This window comes from Actinomadura flavalba DSM 45200 (genome assembly GCF_000374305.1).
In the GTDB taxonomy this organism is placed as follows: Bacteria; Actinomycetota; Actinomycetes; order Streptosporangiales; family Streptosporangiaceae; genus Spirillospora; species Spirillospora flavalba.
In genome coordinates this window covers 1,403,808-1,420,403 of sequence record NZ_KB894093.1, presented here as the reverse complement: position 1 = coordinate 1,420,403, position 16,596 = coordinate 1,403,808, and the positions used below count along the sequence as shown (strand labels likewise).

General features: G+C 70.8%; 12 protein-coding genes and 1 tRNA gene. 2 read left to right on the top strand and 11 right to left on the bottom strand.

What is annotated here, in order from left to right; all coding sequences use genetic code 11:
• Positions 1-248 precede the first annotated feature (248 nt).
• Positions 249-701 carry a PaaI family thioesterase gene (locus C229_RS0106425; RefSeq protein WP_033424123.1) on the bottom strand — a complete coding sequence of 151 codons (453 nt, stop codon included), beginning with the start codon at positions 699-701 and terminating at the stop codon, positions 249-251.
• 123 nt (positions 702-824) lie between these two features.
• Between C229_RS0106425 and C229_RS33430 the strand changes: the two genes are divergently transcribed.
• Positions 825-2,000, top strand: coding sequence for an HNH endonuclease signature motif containing protein (locus C229_RS33430; RefSeq protein WP_155884620.1), 1,176 nt, complete (start codon positions 825-827; stop codon positions 1,998-2,000).
• Here the strand turns inward: C229_RS33430 and C229_RS0106415 are convergent.
• The 10 genes from C229_RS0106415 to dnaA form a co-directional block, all read right to left on the bottom strand.
• Positions 1,990-2,949 carry an aldo/keto reductase gene (locus C229_RS0106415; protein ID WP_018654255.1) on the bottom strand — a complete coding sequence of 320 codons (960 nt, stop codon included), beginning with the start codon at positions 2,947-2,949 and terminating at the stop codon, positions 1,990-1,992. The two genes, C229_RS33430 and C229_RS0106415, sit on opposite strands and share 11 nt — an antisense overlap.
• A gap of 282 nt (positions 2,950-3,231) precedes the next feature.
• Positions 3,232-3,305, bottom strand: a tRNA-Ile gene (locus C229_RS0106410).
• A gap of 88 nt (positions 3,306-3,393) precedes the next feature.
• On the bottom strand, positions 3,394-4,239 hold the full coding sequence (locus C229_RS0106405; protein ID WP_018654254.1) for a DUF3566 domain-containing protein: 846 nt from the start codon (positions 4,237-4,239) through the stop codon (positions 3,394-3,396).
• A 33-nt stretch (positions 4,240-4,272) separates the two neighbouring features.
• Positions 4,273-6,780 (bottom strand): DNA gyrase subunit A, encoded by a 2,508-nt coding sequence (gyrA, locus tag C229_RS0106400; RefSeq protein WP_018654253.1) that lies wholly within the window; start codon positions 6,778-6,780, stop codon positions 4,273-4,275.
• A gap of 49 nt (positions 6,781-6,829) precedes the next feature.
• Positions 6,830-8,770: a DNA topoisomerase (ATP-hydrolyzing) subunit B gene (gene gyrB / locus C229_RS0106395; protein ID WP_420804642.1), complete on the bottom strand. Its 1,941-nt coding sequence runs from the start codon at positions 8,768-8,770 to the stop codon at positions 6,830-6,832.
• Between the two features lie 589 nt (positions 8,771-9,359).
• Positions 9,360-9,863, bottom strand: coding sequence for a DciA family protein (locus tag C229_RS29650; protein WP_051108876.1), 504 nt, complete (start codon positions 9,861-9,863; stop codon positions 9,360-9,362).
• A gap of 23 nt (positions 9,864-9,886) precedes the next feature.
• Entirely contained in the window at positions 9,887-11,011 is a 1,125-nt protein-coding gene (recF, locus tag C229_RS0106385; protein WP_018654250.1) for a DNA replication/repair protein RecF, read from the bottom strand.
• A gap of 94 nt (positions 11,012-11,105) precedes the next feature.
• Complete coding sequence (gene gnd, locus C229_RS0106380; RefSeq protein WP_018654249.1) at positions 11,106-12,026, bottom strand: phosphogluconate dehydrogenase (NAD(+)-dependent, decarboxylating); 921 nt, start codon at positions 12,024-12,026, stop codon at positions 11,106-11,108.
• A 46-nt stretch (positions 12,027-12,072) separates the two neighbouring features.
• Complete coding sequence (gene dnaN / locus C229_RS0106375) at positions 12,073-13,200, bottom strand: DNA polymerase III subunit beta (protein ID WP_018654248.1); 1,128 nt, start codon at positions 13,198-13,200, stop codon at positions 12,073-12,075.
• A 536-nt stretch (positions 13,201-13,736) separates the two neighbouring features.
• Positions 13,737-15,671, bottom strand: a complete 1,935-nt coding sequence (gene dnaA, locus C229_RS0106370) for a chromosomal replication initiator protein DnaA (RefSeq protein WP_026313496.1) — start codon at positions 15,669-15,671, stop codon at positions 13,737-13,739.
• Positions 15,672-16,449: 778 nt separating this feature from the next.
• Here dnaA and rpmH point away from each other — a divergent pair.
• Positions 16,450-16,587 (top strand): 50S ribosomal protein L34, encoded by a 138-nt coding sequence (gene rpmH / locus C229_RS0106365; RefSeq protein WP_018654246.1) that lies wholly within the window; start codon positions 16,450-16,452, stop codon positions 16,585-16,587.
• The last annotated feature ends 9 nt before the right edge of the window (positions 16,588-16,596 follow it).

The window sequence follows — 16,596 nt, the reverse complement described above, 5'->3', positions numbered from 1 at the left end:
GAGAGTTGTCCACCGCCTCGTCCACCGGTGGATCGCGGTCATGCACGTCAACGTCGCAGGTCATCCGGCCATGAACAGCAGAATCCACAGCCTGTGGATAACGTTGTGCCCAGCCCCGCGCCGCCTGTGCGTTTCCGTGTCCACACGTTGTACGCAGCGTTATCCCCAGATCATGACCTGTGCACGACCACGATCCGCCGCCCGCCCGCCGACCACCAGCCGCCACACCGTGATCGGCCCCGGCGGGCTCAGCCGGCGGCCGGACCGGCCCCGTTCCCGCCGAGCGGCACGATCATCATCGAGAAGTCCCCGGCCGCGACGAGCGCCCCGTGCTCGTCGGTGACCCTGCACTCGACGGTGATGATCTGCCGCCCCACCTTGAGCACCTCGGCCCGCGCCCGCACGAAGGCCCCCCGGGCCCGCCCGAGGTACCGCACGTGCAGATCCACGGTCACCAGCGTCTGCCGCGCCGGGTCCAGCCCCCCGGCCCGCGCGGCGGCCGTCCCCGCCGCCTGATCCACCAGCGCGGCCACCGCACCCCCGTGCAGCCGCCCCACATGGTTGAACGCCGCCTCCGCCACCGGCATCACCAGGACGGCGTACCCGTCCCCCAGCTCGTCGATCTCCATCCCGAGCGCCGCGTTGATCGCCGCCTCCTGCAACATCCCCCGCATCGCGTCCCGCTCAGCCCCCGCCAACACCCCACCCTGCGCCGAACCGTCCACCGAGAACCTCCACTGATGTGCACCGTACATATCGCCCGCATCGTACACATGACCCACCGCACATCCACCCCTGCGCGACACCTCCCTACGCTGACCCTCGTGAACCTCGCCCCGATCACGCGCACGCACGTCCTGGCGGCCCTCGCGGAGTTCGATCGCCTGGGCCGCGCGGCCTTCCTCGCCGCCTACGGCTTCGCCGAGGCGCGGCAGTACTTCGTCCACCATGAGGGCCGGTACTACGACTCCAAGGCCGTCGTCGGCGCCGCGTACGGGCACGCGACCGGGCGCCCCCTCACCGCCGACGAGTTCAGCGGCGGACGCCAGACCGTCGCGCGGCTGCTGGAGAGCCTCGGCTTCACCGTCACGGACGGAACCGGGCCCACGCGGGACCTCGTCCAAGCCCTCACCTCACTGCGGGTCCAGCCGACCGATGCCGGACCCGCGCGCCATCAGCCGATCGTCGTTCTGTGGGCGATGGGGCGGGCCGTCCGAGGACGGGCGCGGCTCGTGCGATGGAGCGAGGCGCGGGTGGAGCTGCGGGGGCTGCTGCGGGAGTACGGGCGGGACGGCGCGCGGCCGAGCGCCGAGTACCCGCTGCTGGCGCTAGCCCGGCACGACTTCTGGGAGATGTCCGGGTACGCCGGGGAGCGTCCGGCCGCGCACGGGGAGCCGCGCGGGTGGATGGACGCGCAGGACCCGCGCGGCGGACTGGCGGCATGGGCGGCCGAGGCCGTGCAGGTTTCGCCCGCCACGCGCGACGGTGTGACGGCGCTGCTCGGCGCACGGTTCTTCGACGGCGCGGTGCCGGAGGAGCTGCTGCGGGACGTCGGGCTCGGGCCGGTGTCCACGGCGCTCGGCGCGCAGCCGCCGAGCCCTGTGGAGGAGTACGTCCGGCGGTGTGCGGCGATTCGGGCGGCCGAGCGCGCCGGGCACCACGAGCGGCGCCGGATCGACGTCCGTGAGGCCCGGGTGCGTTCGTCGGCGTCGGTGCAGGCCGTGCTGCTGCGGTCCGGCGGGCGCTGCGAGAACCCGGCGTGCGCGGGCCAGCCGGACGACGTGACGCGCGACGGAGCGCCGCTCCTGGAAGTGGACCACGTGGACGACCACGCCGCCGGTGGACGGGACCATCCGGCCGCGATGGTGGCGCTGTGCCCGAACTGTCATGCCGTCAAGACACGCGGACGGGGCGGCGAGCGGTTGCGCGAGGTGCTGCGCGCCGAGGCGAGGGAGCGGCACGTCGCCTGGTATCCGGGCGACGAGGCGGTCAGCGGGTGAAGCCGTTGAGGAAGGGGCGTTCGGCGGGGTCCGGGCGGTCGGTGGCGTTGAGGGCGCGGTGCCAGAAGGGGTAGTAGGCCGGAAGGGCGGAGATGTCGGTGAGTTCGGCGGTGTGGGCCGGACCCAGGTCGAGGTCGAGCGCCGCGAGGTCGTCGCGGAGGTGGGCTTCGGAGCGGGCGCCGAGGACGATGCCGGTGACGCCGGGGCGGCGCAGCAGCCAGGACAGGACGACGCGCGGGATCGAGACGCCGTGGGCGTCCGCGATGTCGGACAGCTTGTCGATGATGCGGTAGGCGCGTTCCCAGTCGACGACGTGGGGTTCCGGCCAGTCCGTCCCCTGCCGCGTGTCGGGCGGGGTCTCCCGGCCCCGGCGCACCTTCCCCGTCAGCAGGCCCTCCCCGAGCGGGCTCCACACGAACGTGCCGATACCGAGGTCGAGCGCCGCCGGAAGGATCTCGTACTCGATCTCCCGCGCCTCGGGCGTGTAGTACATCTGCTGGACGACCGGCGCCGTCAGGCCCAGTTCCCGCGCGCGCAGCACGGTCTTGGTGAGCTGCCAGGCGCTGTAGTTCGACGTCCCGACATACCTGACCTTCCCGTCCCGGACGAGCGTGTCGAGCGCCGACAGCGTCTCCTCGATCGGCGTCACGCCGTCCCACTGGTGCAGGTACAGCAGGTCGAGGTGGTCGGTCCGCAGCCGCCGCAGGCTGTTCTCCACCTCCCGCAGGATGTGGAACCGGCTCGCGCCGCCGTCGTTGGGGCCGTCGCCCAGCGGCATCCGCACCTTGGACGTCAGGACGACGTCGTCCCGCCGCCCCGCCAGCGCCCGCGCGGTGATCTCCTCGGCCTCGCCGGACGAGTACATGTTCGCGGTGTCGACGAGATTGACGCCCGCGTCGAACGCGATGTCGAACAACCGCCGATAGTCGTCGGCGCCCAACCCGGCCACGGCCGCGAACGCCGGATCATGCCCGGCCGTAAGAGTGCCGATCGCAAAACGAGAGACCTTCAACCCCGACGCACCAAGCGTCCTGTACTCCATGTCCGCCCCCCCGCCGTCCAGGTCCCCGTCGCCCCACCGAGCCCTGACCCACAAGCGCCCAGCCCACGCAGATGGGGCGTGGGGCGAAGAGCCCCACCCGGGGGGCTCCGGGGGGTCGTCCCCCCGGGCAAAATGACGAAGGGACCCCGGGGAAGCCGCTAGCGGCGACCAAGGGGTCCCAGTTCCGAGTGGGCCTAGGTGGACTTGAACCACCGGCCTCATCCTTATCAGGGATGCGCTCTAACCGACTGAGCTATAGGCCCGCAACCTGCCGCCTCGTGGGCGCGCAACGAGAGATTACCTCATCCGGTGGAGGAACCGGTAATCAATTCGCGTGGGCGGCAGGGTGGGTCACTCGGCTTCCTTCAGGGTGACCTCGACGCCGCCGACGATCTCGGCGACGAGGTTGTAGATGACGGAGCCGACGGTGGCCAGGGAGGTGATGAGGACGACGTTCAGTGCCCCGACGATGGCCGTGTAGCCGAAGATCCGGGCGAACGAGAACCAGTTGCCCGCGTCGACGCCGTCGCCGGCCTCGTTGCGGGTGAGGCTGTTGACCGTGTCACCGATCGCGTCGAAGACGCCGAGGCCCGCCAGGATGATGTACAGGACGGTCACGGCGACGAGCAGCACGACGAAGCACACCAGCGACATCACGAAGCTGAACTTCATGACCGACCACGGCTCCAGCCGCGCGAGCTGCAACTGCGCCTTGCGCGCGGGCTTCCCGCCGCCGCCCGGACGGGCCGACGCGCCGTTCCCGGCCGCCGCGCTCACCGTGCCACCGGCGGCGGTGGCCGACGGCGGCGGGGACGGACGGTCCTTCACGGCGGTCGCCGCGAACCCGCTCCGCCCCGACGACTCGCGCGGGCCGCCCCCGGCCTCAGCGCGGACCGGGGTGTCGGTGCGCCGGTTCGACAGCGAGTCGGCCGGTTCGGCGGGAGTCGTCCAGCTCGGGGCCGGTTCGTCGGCGACCGGGGCGATCGGCACGGCGGGCCGGTCGATCACGGTGTCCTCGACGGACGACGGCGCGGGCGGGTCGTCGTCGGCGGCCGCGGGCTTGTCCGGCGCGTCGTCGTCGGAGGCGACCGGGGCGGCGTCACCGTCCGGCCCGGCCCCCGGCACGACCGCGTGCTCCCCCGACTCCTCGGCGGGTTCGCCGGTCCGGCCCTTGTCGTCCCCGGGCTGGGTGCTCACGTGTCCTCCTGGCCTGGCGCGAACTCAGGGCCGTCACTCACCGGCCGGCCCCTCGCCCTCGGCGTCGTCCGAGTCCACATCGGACTCTACGTTCCTCGCGATGGCGACGATCGTGCCGCCGTCGGCGAGGCTCATCAGGCGGACGCCCATGGTCTGCCGGCCGGACTGCTTGATCTCCGCAGCGCGGGTGCGGATCACGCCACCGCTGGACGTCATCGCGAAGACCTCGTCCTCCAGGCCGACCATCAGCGCTCCGACCAGCCTGCCGCGCGTCTGCACGATCTTAGCGGTGAGGACCCCCTTGCCCCCACGACCCTGACGAGGGTACTGGTCGATCGGGGTGCGCTTGGCGTAGCCGCCCTCGGTGGCGACGAGCACGTCGTGCACGTCGTCGCGGACGACGAGCATGTTGAGGACGTCCTGCTCGCCCTCGAACCGCATGCCGATGACGCCGCTGGTGGCGCGGCCCATCGGGCGCAGCTCCTCGTCGGAGGCGGGGAAGCGGATCGCCTGCGCGCCGGTGGAGACCATGAGCAGGTCGTCGTCGCCGGAGACGAGCCGGGCGGCGATCAGCTCGTCGTCGTCGGCCAGGTTGATCGCGATGATGCCGCCGGTGCGCGGCGAGTCGAAGTCGGTCAGCGCCGTCTTCTTCACCTTGCCGCGCTTGGTGGCCAGCACGAGGTAGGGCGCGACGGCGTAGTCGCGCAGGTCCATCACCTGGGCGATGTGCTCGTCGGGCTGGAACGCGAGCAGGTTCGCGACGTGCTGGCCGCGCGCGTCCCGGTTGGAGTCGGGCAGTTCGTACGCCTTCGCCCGGTACACACGGCCCTTGTTCGTGAAGAACAGAATCCAGTGGTGGGTGGTCGTGACGAAGAACTGGTCGACGATGTCGTCCTGCTTGAGCTGCGCGCCGCGCACGCCCTTGCCGCCGCGCCGCTGCGCGCGGTACTGGTCGGTGCGGGTGCGTTTGGCGTAGCCGCCGCGGGTGATCGTGACGACGACGTCCTCTTCCGCGATCAGGTCCTCATAGGACACGTCGCCGTCGAACGGGATGATCTCGGTGCGCCGGTCGTCACCGAACTTCTCGACGATCGGGGCCAGCTCGTCCGCGACGATCTGCCGCTGCCGCTCGGGGGAGGCGAGGATCGCGTTGTAGTCGTTGATCTCCGCCATGAGCTTGTCGTACTCGTCGATGATCGCCTGACGCTCCAGGGCGGCGAGCTTGCGGAGCTGCATGTCGAGGATGGCCTGCGCCTGGATCTCGTCGATCTCCAGCAGGCCCATCAGGCCCTGCTGCGCCTGCTGCGCCGACGGCGACCGCCGGATCAGCGCGATGACCTCGTCGATGCGGTCGAGGGCCTTGAGCAGGGCGCGCAGGATGTGGGCGCGCTCCTCGGCCTTGCGCAACAGGTAGCGCGTGCGCCGGACGACGACCTCGATCTGGTGCTCGACCCAATACCGGATGAACTGGTCGATGCGCAACGTGCGGGGCACGCCCTCGACCAGCGCCAGCATGTTCGCGCCGAACGTCTCCTGGAGCTGGGTGTGCTTGTACAGGTTGTTGAGGACGACCTTGGCGACCGCGTCGCGCTTGAGGACGATGACGAGCCGCTGCCCGGTACGGCCGGACGTCTCGTCACGGACATCGGCGATGCCGTCAAGCTTTCCGTCCTTGACGAGATCGGCGATCTTGGTCGCCAGGTTGTCGGGGTTGACCTGGTACGGCAGTTCGGTGATGACGAGGCAGGTGCGGTTCTGGATCTCCTCGACCTCGACGACGGCGCGCATCGTGATCGAGCCGCGCCCGGTGCGGTACGCCTCCTCGATGCCCTTGCGGCCGACGATCAGCCCGGCGGTCGGGAAGTCCGGCCCCTTGATCCGCTCGATCAGCGCTTCGAGCAGCTCCTCGTCGGAGGTGCCGAAGTTCGCCAGGTACCACTGGACGCCCTCGGCGACCTCGCGCAGGTTGTGCGGGGGGATGTTCGTCGCCATTCCGACCGCGATGCCCGCCGACCCGTTGACGAGCAGGTTCGGATACCGCGACGGCAGGACGTCCGGCTCCTGCGAGCGGCCGTCGTAGTTGGGGGAGAAGTCGACGGTCTCCTTGTCGATGTCGCGCAGCAGCTCCATCGCCAGGGGCGCCATGCGGCACTCGGTGTACCGCATGGCGGCGGCGGGGTCGTTGCCGCGCGACCCGAAGTTGCCGTTGCCGTCGACGAGCGGGTAGCGCATCGACCACGGCTGGGCGAGCCGGACGAGCGCGTCGTAGATGGCCGAGTCACCGTGCGGGTGGTAGTTGCCCATGACGTCGCCGACGACGCGGGCGCACTTGAAGTACCCGCGGTCGGGGCGGTAGCCGCCGTCGTACATCGCGTACAGCACACGCCGGTGCACCGGCTTGAGCCCGTCCCGGACCTCCGGCAGTGCCCGCGAGACGATGACCGACATCGCGTAGTCCAGGTAGCTCTTCTGCATCGAGACCTGGAGATCGACCGGCTCGATCCGCTCGGGGGAGCCGCCCTCGGTGGTCACGTCCGTCACTGTGCAAGACCTCTTCTGCGTGGTGGGAAAGGGAAGTCGTCGGCCGGCGCTAGATGTCCAGGAAACGCACGTCCTTGGCGTTGCGCTGGATGAAGTCGCGGCGGGGTTCGACCTCCTCGCCCATGAGAACGCTGAACAGTTCGTCGGCCTGGGCGGCGTCGTCGAGCTGGACCTGGAGGAGCAGGCGGCGGTCGGGGTCCATCGTGGTGTCCCACAGCTCGCTGGGGTTCATCTCGCCGAGGCCCTTGAAGCGCTGCACCTGGTCACGGGGGCGCGGGTCGCGCCGGCCGGCGGCGATACCGGCCTCGATGGTGGCGTCGCGTTCGGCGTCGGAATAGACGTAGTCGGCGTCGACGCCGCGCGCGTCCCACTTGATCTTGTACAGGGGCGGCTGGGACAGGAAGACGTGCCCGGCCTCGATCAGCGGCTTCATGAAGCGGAACAGCAGCGTCAGCAGCAGCGTGTTGATGTGGTGGCCGTCGACGTCGGCGTCCGACATGAGGATGATCTTGTGGTAGCGGAGCTTCTCGATGTCGAACTCGTCGTGCACGCCCGTGCCGAGCGCCGTGATGATCGCCTGTACCTCGTTGTTCTTGAGGATGCGGTCGATCCGGGCCTTCTCGACGTTGAGGATCTTGCCGCGGATCGGCAGGATCGCCTGGAAGTGCGGGTCGCGGCCGCCCTTGGCCGAGCCGCCCGCCGAGTCGCCCTCGACGATGTACAGCTCCGAGCGCGACGGGTCGGTGGACTGGCAGTCCGACAGCTTGCCGGGCAGCGACGTCGACTCCAGCAGGCTCTTGCGCCGGGTGAGGTCGCGCGCCTGCCGGGCCGCCATGCGGGCGCGGGCCGCCTGCGTCGCCTTGTTGATGATCTCCTTGGCCTCGCCCGGGTTCTCCTCGAACCAGTCCCGGACGTGCTCGTTGCACGCCTTCTGGACGAACGACTTGGCCTCGGTGTTGCCGAGCTTGGTCTTGGTCTGGCCCTCGAACTGCGGATCGGCCAGCTTGATCGAGATGATCGCGGTGAGGCCCTCGCGGACGTCCTCGCCGGTGAGGTTCTCGTCCTTCTTGTCGCGCAGCATGCCCTTGTCGCGGGCGTAGCGGTTGACGATCGTCGTCAGCGCGGCGCGGAACCCCTCCTCGTGGGTGCCGCCCTCGGCCGTGTTGATCGTGTTCGCGAACGTGTGGACGGACTCGGAGTACGAACCGTTCCACTGCATCGCGATCTCGACGGACATGCCCTCGACGTGGTCTTCGAAGTAGATGACCGAGTCGTGGACGGCGTCCTTGGTCTTGTTGAGGTAGCGGACAAAGTCCTCGATGCCGCCCGCGTAGTGGTAGCTGACCTCGCGGGGGGCGGGCTCGTCCTCGGAATCCTCGGCGACGAGGTAGTCGGGCCGCTCGTCGCGCAGCGAGATCGACAGGCCCCGGTTGAGGAACGCCATCTCCTGCATGCGCCGCGACAGCGTCTCGAAGTTCCATTCGAGCGTCTCGAAGATGTCGCCGTCGGGCCAGAAGGTGATCTGCGTGCCGGTCTCGTCGGTCGGCTCGCCCTGCTCCAGCGGGCCGGTGGCGCCCTGCCAGGTGTAGGACTGGCGCCAGTAGTGCCCGTCGGTGCGGACCTCGGCGTCGAGCCGGGTCGACAGCGCGTTCACCACGGCCGAGCCGACGCCGTGCAGGCCGCCGGAGACCGCGTAGGACTTGCCGTCGAACTTGCCACCCGCGTGCAGCGTCGTCAGGACGAGCTCGATGGCGGGGCGCTTCTCCACCGGGTGCTCGCCCACGGGGATGCCGCGGCCGTTGTCGCGGACGCGGACGCCGCCGTCGGCGAGCAGCACCACGTCGATGGTGTCGGCGTAGCCGGCGAGGGCTTCGTCGACGGAGTTGTCGACGATCTCGTACACGAGGTGGTGGAGCCCGCGCTCCCCGGTCGATCCGATGTACATGCCCGGTCGTTTGCGGACCGCCTCGAGACCTTCGAGGACAGTGATCGAACTAGCGTCGTACGCCAAAGGAGATCCTCCTGCCGGGGAGACCCGCCGCCCCCGCGCTGGAGAACGCGGTGTGCCCCGTAACACACGTAAGGGCGCCCACGTGCTCTGGTCGAGTCCGACCGAGCCCCGGGCGACCCAAGGCGGCGCAGCATCCTGAACCCACTGCTCATTCTACCGGTTCGTGGGCGAAAAAGTGGCACTGACGAGCGCTGTGCGCTCGTGTAGCGCCCGGACGGGCACGGAGCCACATCCCCCCATTGGCCCTGGGGGTCTCCCTGGCCTACGGCGCGCTCGCGACGGAATCCCATCTCTTCCTCCCGAACAGATGTTCCCACCCGCCACCGACACTCCGCCCCCGAGCACCTGCAAGCCCCCCACCAGCGGCGATACACGTGGCGAACCCGTCCGGGGGGAGGACCCGAACCCCGTGGTCGACGTGAACCCCGACCGGGTCAGGGCCGCGCCGCCGCAGAGGCCATGATCCTCCGGACCGAAGGGAGGATGATCATGGCCTCTGCGGCGGCGCCAAAAGGGCCCTGACCCCGCCGCGCCGAAGGCGCGGCAAAACAACACAGCGCGGCAAAAATTAGCGCGCCCGCCAGGCGCCCGTGCGGCGGGGGCCGGTGGACGGGCCGACGACCTTGACGCGGCGGACGGTGCCCTGGCCGAGTTCCTCGTTGAGGCGGCGGACGAGCTGTCCCGCGAGTGCGCGGACCTGGGCGGCCCACGTCGGGGAGTCGACGAGGACGGTCAGCTCGCCGTCCTCGAACCGGTCGGGGCGGGTGTGCTCGGCGAGTTCGGGGCCGACGATGCCGGGCCAGTTGCCGAAGACGCCGCCGACGGCGGCGCGCTGTTCCCAGCCCCGGTCGGCCATCAGCTCGCGGATGGCCGAGCCGAACAGCTTCGGGTCGCCGCCCCGGGAGCCGCCGCGCGCCGGGCCGGGGACGCGGCGGCCCTTGCGCTTGCCCTGGCCGGGGAGCGTGCCGCGCTTGAGCGCGTCGGCCTTCGCCTGGGCCAGCGCCTCGCGCGCCAGCTCGATGCCGGACTTCGCGGGCGCGGAGTTATCCACAGGCTGTGGATCTTCCGCCATGGCGGGCTCCTCTCCTGGCACGCTCATGCGCGGGTGACCTTGCCGTCGGCGACCGCGTAGGACGCGCCGGAGAGCTCCTCCGGCACGTCCGCCGGAACCGCCGCGGTGATGAGCACCTGCTCGGCGGGGGCGACCATCCCGGCGAGCCGGCTGCGGCGCCCCGCGTCCAGCTCCGCGAACACGTCGTCCAAGATCAGAACGGGGTCATCGCCATCGGAACGCAACAGATCGAATGCCGCCAGCCGCAGCCCGAGCGCGATGCTCCACGACTCGCCGTGCGAGGCGTAGCCCCGGGCGGGCAGGTCCCCGAGGCCGAGCACCAGCTCGTCCCGGTGCGGCCCGACGAGGCTGACGCCCCGCTCCAGCTCCTGCTTGCGCGCCTCCGCGACGCCGCCGAGCAACTGCTCGGCGAGTTGTGCACGGTCTGTGGACAACTCGACGTCACCGAGCGAGCTCTTGTACCGCATGTCGGCCGCACCCCCGTGCGGAGCGAGAGCCGTGTACGCGTCGGCGAGGAGGGGCCGCAGGGCGGTGGTCAGCTCCAGCCGCCCGGCGAGCAGCTCGGCGCCCGCCCGGGCCAGATGTGAATCCCACACGTCCAGGGTCGCGAGCACCTCCGCGCCGGGGGAGCGGCGGTGCGCGGCGGCCGATTTCAGCAGGGCGTTGCGCTGTTTCAGCACGCGCTCGTAGTCCGACCGGACGCCCGCGAACCGGGGGGTGCGCAGCGTCAGCAGCTCGTCCAGGAAGCGGCGGCGCTCGCCCGGGTCGCCCTTGACGAGCGCCAGGTCCTCGGGGGCGAACAGCACGGTGCGCAGCATGCCGACGATCTCGCGCGGACGCGGCACCGGCGAGCGGTTCAGCCGGGCCCGGTTCGCCCGGCCCGGGTTGATCTCCAGCTCGATGAGGGCGCGGCGGTCGTCCTTCACCACGGCCGCCCGCACGATGGCGCGCGGCGCGCCCTGCCGCACCAGCGGCGCGTCCGAGGACGCCCGGTGGCTGCCGTGCGCGGCGACGTACCCGACGGCCTCGACCAGGTTCGTCTTGCCCTGCCCGTTCGGTCCCACGAACGCGGTGACGCCCGGCTCGAACTCCACCTCGGCGGTGGGGTACGACCGGAAGTCCTGGAGCGAGAGGTGGGCGACGTGCACGAGAGACGAGCGTAGGCCAACGTGGCGCCGGCCGCGCCCCTCCCGCCCGGCCGGACCCGCCGCCGGGACGGGCGGGCTCCGGCCGAAGGGCGGATCAGGTGGGCGGCGGCTCGACGTCGGCGCCGGGGGAGTCGGCGCCCTTGGCCGACTCGACGGCGTGGCCGCCGAACTGCCCGCGCAGCGCCGCGACGACCTTCATCGCGGGCGAGTCGTCCTGGCGGGACGCGAACCGGGCGAACAGCGACGCCGTGATCGCCGGGAGCGGGACGGCGTGGTCGACGGCGGCCTGGACCGTCCAGCGGCCCTCGCCCGAGTCGTTGGCGTACCCGCGGATCGCGTCGAGTTCGGGATCGTCGGCCAGGGCGCGGTTCATCAGGTCCAGCAGCCAGGACCGGATGACCGTGCCCTCCTGCCAGCTCCGGAACGTCTCCGGCACGTTCGTAACGATCTTGGACGCCTCGATCAGCTCGTAGCCCTCGCCGAACGCCTGCATCATCGCGTACTCGATGCCGTTGTGGACCATCTTCACGAAGTGGCCCGCGCCGATCTCCCCGGCGTGCACGAAGCCGAACTCCCCGGGCGGCTTGAGCGCGTCGAAGACCGGCATCAGGCGCTCGACGTCGGCGGCGTCGCCGCCGACCATCAGCGCGTAGCCGTTCTCCAGCCCCCACACCCCGCCGCTGACGCCGCAGTCGACGAAGCCGATGCCCTTGGCGCGCAGTTCCTCGCCGTGCCTCTGGTCGTCGACGTAGTGCGAGTTGCCGCCGTCGATCACCACGTCGCCGGGGGAGAGCACCGTCCCCAGGCTGTGGACGGTCTCGTGCGTCGGCTCGCCCGCCGGGACCATCACCCACACGGCGCGCGGCGGTTCCAGGCGTTCGACGAGTTCGGCCAGGGAGCCGACGTCGGTGACGCCGGGATCACGGTCGTAACCGACGACCTCGTGGCCGCCGCGGCGCAGCCGCTCGGCCATGTTGCCGCCCATCCTGCCCAGGCCGATCATGCCCAGTTGCATGCTCACTCCCCTAACGCGCGTCCCTGCCGATATCCACAGCCGCTCGTCACCCCGTCAGCCGCACCGGCATGATCAGGTAACGGTAGTTGGGGTTCTCCCCATCCTGCGGCGGTTTACCGGTGAGCACGGCGGGCTTCGTCGGCGTGGTGAACGACAGCCGCGCGGTGTCCGAGCCGATCGCGGCGAGCCCGTCGAGCAGGAAGCCCGGGTTGAAGGCGATGTCGATGTCCTCGCCCTCCAGCGTGGCCTCCAGCGCCTCGACGGCCTGCGCCTCGTCGCCGGTGCCCGCCTCCAGCACCACCTGGCCCTGGCTGAACGACAGCCGCACGGGCGTGTTCCGCTCGGCGACCAGCGAGACGCGCTTGACGGCCTCGATGAACTGCCCGGTGTGGACCTCGGCGAGGCCCGCGTACTCCGACGGCAGCAGCGACCGGTACTTGACGAAGTCGCCGTCGAGCAGCCGCGACGTCGTGCGCCGCCCGCCGCCCGCGAACCCGATCATGCCTTCGCCGGCGCTGCCCTGGCCGCCGAGCGCGATCGACACCTCGGCGCCGGACGTCAGCGACTTGGCCGTGTCGGCGAGCGTCTTGGCCGGGACGAGCGCCACGGCGGAGAAGTCGGGCCGCTCCGGCTTCCAGTGCAGCTCGCGGACGGCGAGCCGGTACCGGTCGGTGGACGCGAGCGTGACGGTCTCGCCCTCGATCTCCACGCGGACGCCGGTCAGCATCGGGATCGTGTCGTCGCGCCCGGCGGCGATGGCGACCTGCGCGACGGCGGCGGCGAACTCGTCACTGCCGACGGCGCCCGCGGCGGGCGGCATCTCCGGCAGCGTCGGGTAGTCCTCCACAGGCATCGTCAACAGTGTGAACTTCGCGCTGCCGCAGCGGAGCATCACCTTGGCCCCGTCCGTGGTGACTTCCACAGGGTGGGGAGGAAGGCTGCGGCAGATCTCGGCGAGCAGCCGCCCGGAGACCAGGCCGGTGCCGGGCTCCTCGGTCTCGATGTCGGTGGAGACCTGCGCGGAGACCTCGTAGTCGAACGCCGACAGCTTCAGCCGGTCGCCCGCCTCGATGTGCATGCCCGCCAGCACGGGCACCGGGGGGCGCACCGGGAGGGTGCGGGCCGTCCAGGCCACGGCGTCGGCCAGGGCGTCTCGGTCGATGCGGAACTTCAAGGGACCCGCCTCCAGTGGGTGTCGGCCTCGATGAGGTTCGGAGCCCCGGGAGCGCGCTCGGAGCGCGTTGTCCCCAGGCCCTGATTTGAGCTGTTCATTTTTCTTGAGAGAGATAAGGGGTAGTACTCGTAGTAGGTGCTGTGGATACCGTGGACAACCTGTGTTCGTGCAGGTCAGGCCGCGGATTTTCATCCACCGGGGCTGTGTATGACCGGTGGACGGAGCCGTCGTGCCTGGGGATGAGATTCTCCTCCCCACAGCTCGTCCCCACGTCATCCACCGGTTGTCCACCGGTTTTCCTCAGCCTCGGAGCGGGGTGACGGCCCGGGGAAGATCGTCGGGGTCGGTCGTCCCCAGGCGTCCACAGCGTGTCCCCAGGTTGTCCACCGGTCCGTCCCCATGATGCCGGGCCGTCGTCCCCAGGCGGAGGGAAACTGTCCACGGGTTGTCCTCAAGTTATCCGCAGGTTATCCCCGGGGTTATCCACGAAAATCCCCAGGGTTATCCACAGGCTGTGGGCGGGGAACGGAAGTCGATCAGCGCTTGCGGGCCTGGTGCTTGATCCGCCCGGTCAGCTCGGTGACCTGGTTGTAGATGGCCCGCCTTTCGGCCATCAAGCTGCGGACTTTACGTTCGGCGTGCATCACGGTGGTGTGGTCGCGGCCGCCGAACTGCTGTCCGATTTTGGGGAGACTGAGCTCGGTCAGCTCCCGGCAGAGGTACATCGCGATCTGCCGCGCGGTGACGAGCATCCGCGACCTCGACGGTCCACAGAGGTCCTCGATCGTCGTCCCGAAGTACTCCACAGTCTGCGCCATGATCATCGGGGCTGTGATCTCGGGTCCGGAGTCGTTGGGGATAAGGTCCTTCAGCACGATCTCCGCGAGCTTCATGTCGACCGACTGCCGGTTGAGGCTGGCGAATGCGGTCACGCGGATCAGCGCGCCCTCCAGCTCGCGGATGTTCGTCGCGATCTGCGAGGCGATGAACTCCAGGACGTCCGGCGGAGCGGCCAGCCCCTCCTGCCGCGCCTTCTTCTGGAGGATCGCGATGCGCGTCTCAAGCTCGGGCGGCTGCACGTCGGTGGTGAGGCCCCATTCGAAGCGGTTGCGCAGCCGGTCCTCCAGCGTCACCAGTTCCTTGGGCGGACGGTCGCTGGAGATCACGATCTGCTTGCTGGCGTTGTGCAGCGTGTTGAAGGTGTGGAAGAACTCCTCCTGCGTCTGCTCCTTGCCCTCCAGGAACTGGATGTCGTCGACGAGGAGGATGTCCACATCCCGGTAGCGGCGGCGGAAACCGTCGGCCTTGCCGTCGCGGATCGAGTTGATGAAGTCGTTGGTGAACTCCTCAGAGCTCACATAACGGACGCGGGCGCCGTTGAAGAGGCTCTGCGCGTAATGGCCGATCGCGTGCAGCAGGTGCGTTTTGCCGAGGCCCGAGTCGCCGTAGACGAACAGCGGGTTGTACGCCTTGGCGGGCTGCTCGGCGACGGCGACGGCCGCCGCGTGCGCGAACCGGTTCGACGAGCCGATGACGAACGTCTCGAACGTGTACTTGGGGTTGAGCCGGGCGTGCTCACCGGCGCCGCCGCCCTTGCCGCGCGCCTCGCCCTCCTCGGCCGGCGGGGGCCGGAAGCCCTGGTCGCCGCCGAACCCCTCGTCGCCGGGACGGGCGGCGGGCTCGCTCGGCGGCTCGGCGCGTCCGGGGCGGGGGGCGCCGAGCGTGCGGTCGTTCAGGTGGGACGGCGCGGGCGGGCCGGACGGCTCGAACGGCTCGCCGCGCGGCGCCTCGCCGCCGGCGGGCCGGCGCGGCGCCGGGAAGGGCTGCGGCCCGGTGCGCTCGCCGAACGGGGAAGATCCGCGCCCGCCGCCGTACGCGGGCGGACGAGGCGGCGGCGCGGCCGGGTACCCGCCCCGGTCGGCGTCGCCCTGCGGCCAGCCGCGCTCTTCCTCGGCCGGGGGGTAGGGCGCGGAGCGGCCGCCGAACCCCTGGTCGCCGTAGGACTGCTGCTGCTCGGGGTAGCCGCGCTCGGCGTAGTCGGGGTACTCGTAGCCGCGCTCGTCCCGGCGGTCGCCGCCGTAGGACTTCTCGTACGGCGCCTTCTCATAGGACGGCTCGTACGCGGGCTCGCCGTAGGGCGGCTCGGCGGCGTACTTGTCCGGCGCGGGTTCGCGTTCGGCGGGCGGGCCGGGCGGTTCGGGCTGCACGGTGACCGCGACGCGGATCTCCCGGCCGAGCTCGTGCGAGAGGGCCTGGGTGATGAGGTCGCGCAGCCGGGTCTCCAGCGCGTCCTTGGCGAACTCGTTGGGTGCGGCGAGCAGCGCGGTGCCCTCGACGAGCGCGAGCGGACGGACCATCGGCAGCCAGGCGCGGTAGCTCGGGGCCAGGTCCCGTTCGCCCAGGGACGACAGGGTGCGGGCCCAGACTGCGTTGAGGTCCTGACCGTCCATGCGCAAGTGCCCCTCCTGCATCTCCGCTCACCGGAGTCGGCGTCCGGCCTGGTCGAACCACGGGTTCGGGCCGTCTCAGGGAGCACGGTGACGCCGCGGAAGCCCTAACTCTCTCACGAGTTGTCCACAGAGTTGTCCACAACCTGTGCACAACTCGGGGGCTCCCTGTGTACAACGCGTGTGCACAAAGGCGAGCAGGGGCGGAAATCGCGGCTGGGGCGGGAAGCCGCAGATCGCGGTGCCGGAATGCGGCGCGGCCGGATCGACGGGAGTGGGCGGCTTCGGTGTCACGACCCTAACGGCGCCCTGACCGTCCCGCAACACGAACACCGCTTCCCGCTCTGACCGTTTTCCCCCGGCTCCGCCCGCCCTTGTACGCCCTCGGAGCTGCCCTCTTTCCGGCGAAGTGCGGCGTCTCGCCGAAGTCGGGCGATTCACACTTCCCGCGTCCGTTCCGGGTTCCCGCGCCGCGTCGCGGCATGGCGCCTCGTGCCGCGCGGGCGCCTGTGGGACGTTGATCCGCCCGTGCCCCGCCGCCGACCCGGCCGTCCCGTCGCGCACTGGCAGTTGTCCACAGGTTGGGGATGACCGGGACCGCCGGACGCGTTCCGTTTGACCTCGGCGCGGGCCAGCCCGTAACGTGCTGAGGTCGATACGCATCGACGGAGATGACGCGTGCCCGCTGGCAAAGCCGCCGAGCTCCTGCTGGACGGGCCCCCGCTGCGGGGGACCGAACGCACCACCCGCGATGCGCGGCTTTCACACTTTCCCGACCGACCGCAGCACCTGGAGCCTCGAAGTGAGCAAGCGTACTTTCCAGCCGAACAACCGCCGGCGCCACAAGAAGCACGGCTTCCGGCTTCGCATGCGCACGCGCGCCGGCCGCGCCGTGCTCGCCTCGCGCCGCAACAAGGGCCGCGCCCGCATCGCGGTCTGACCCTCCTCC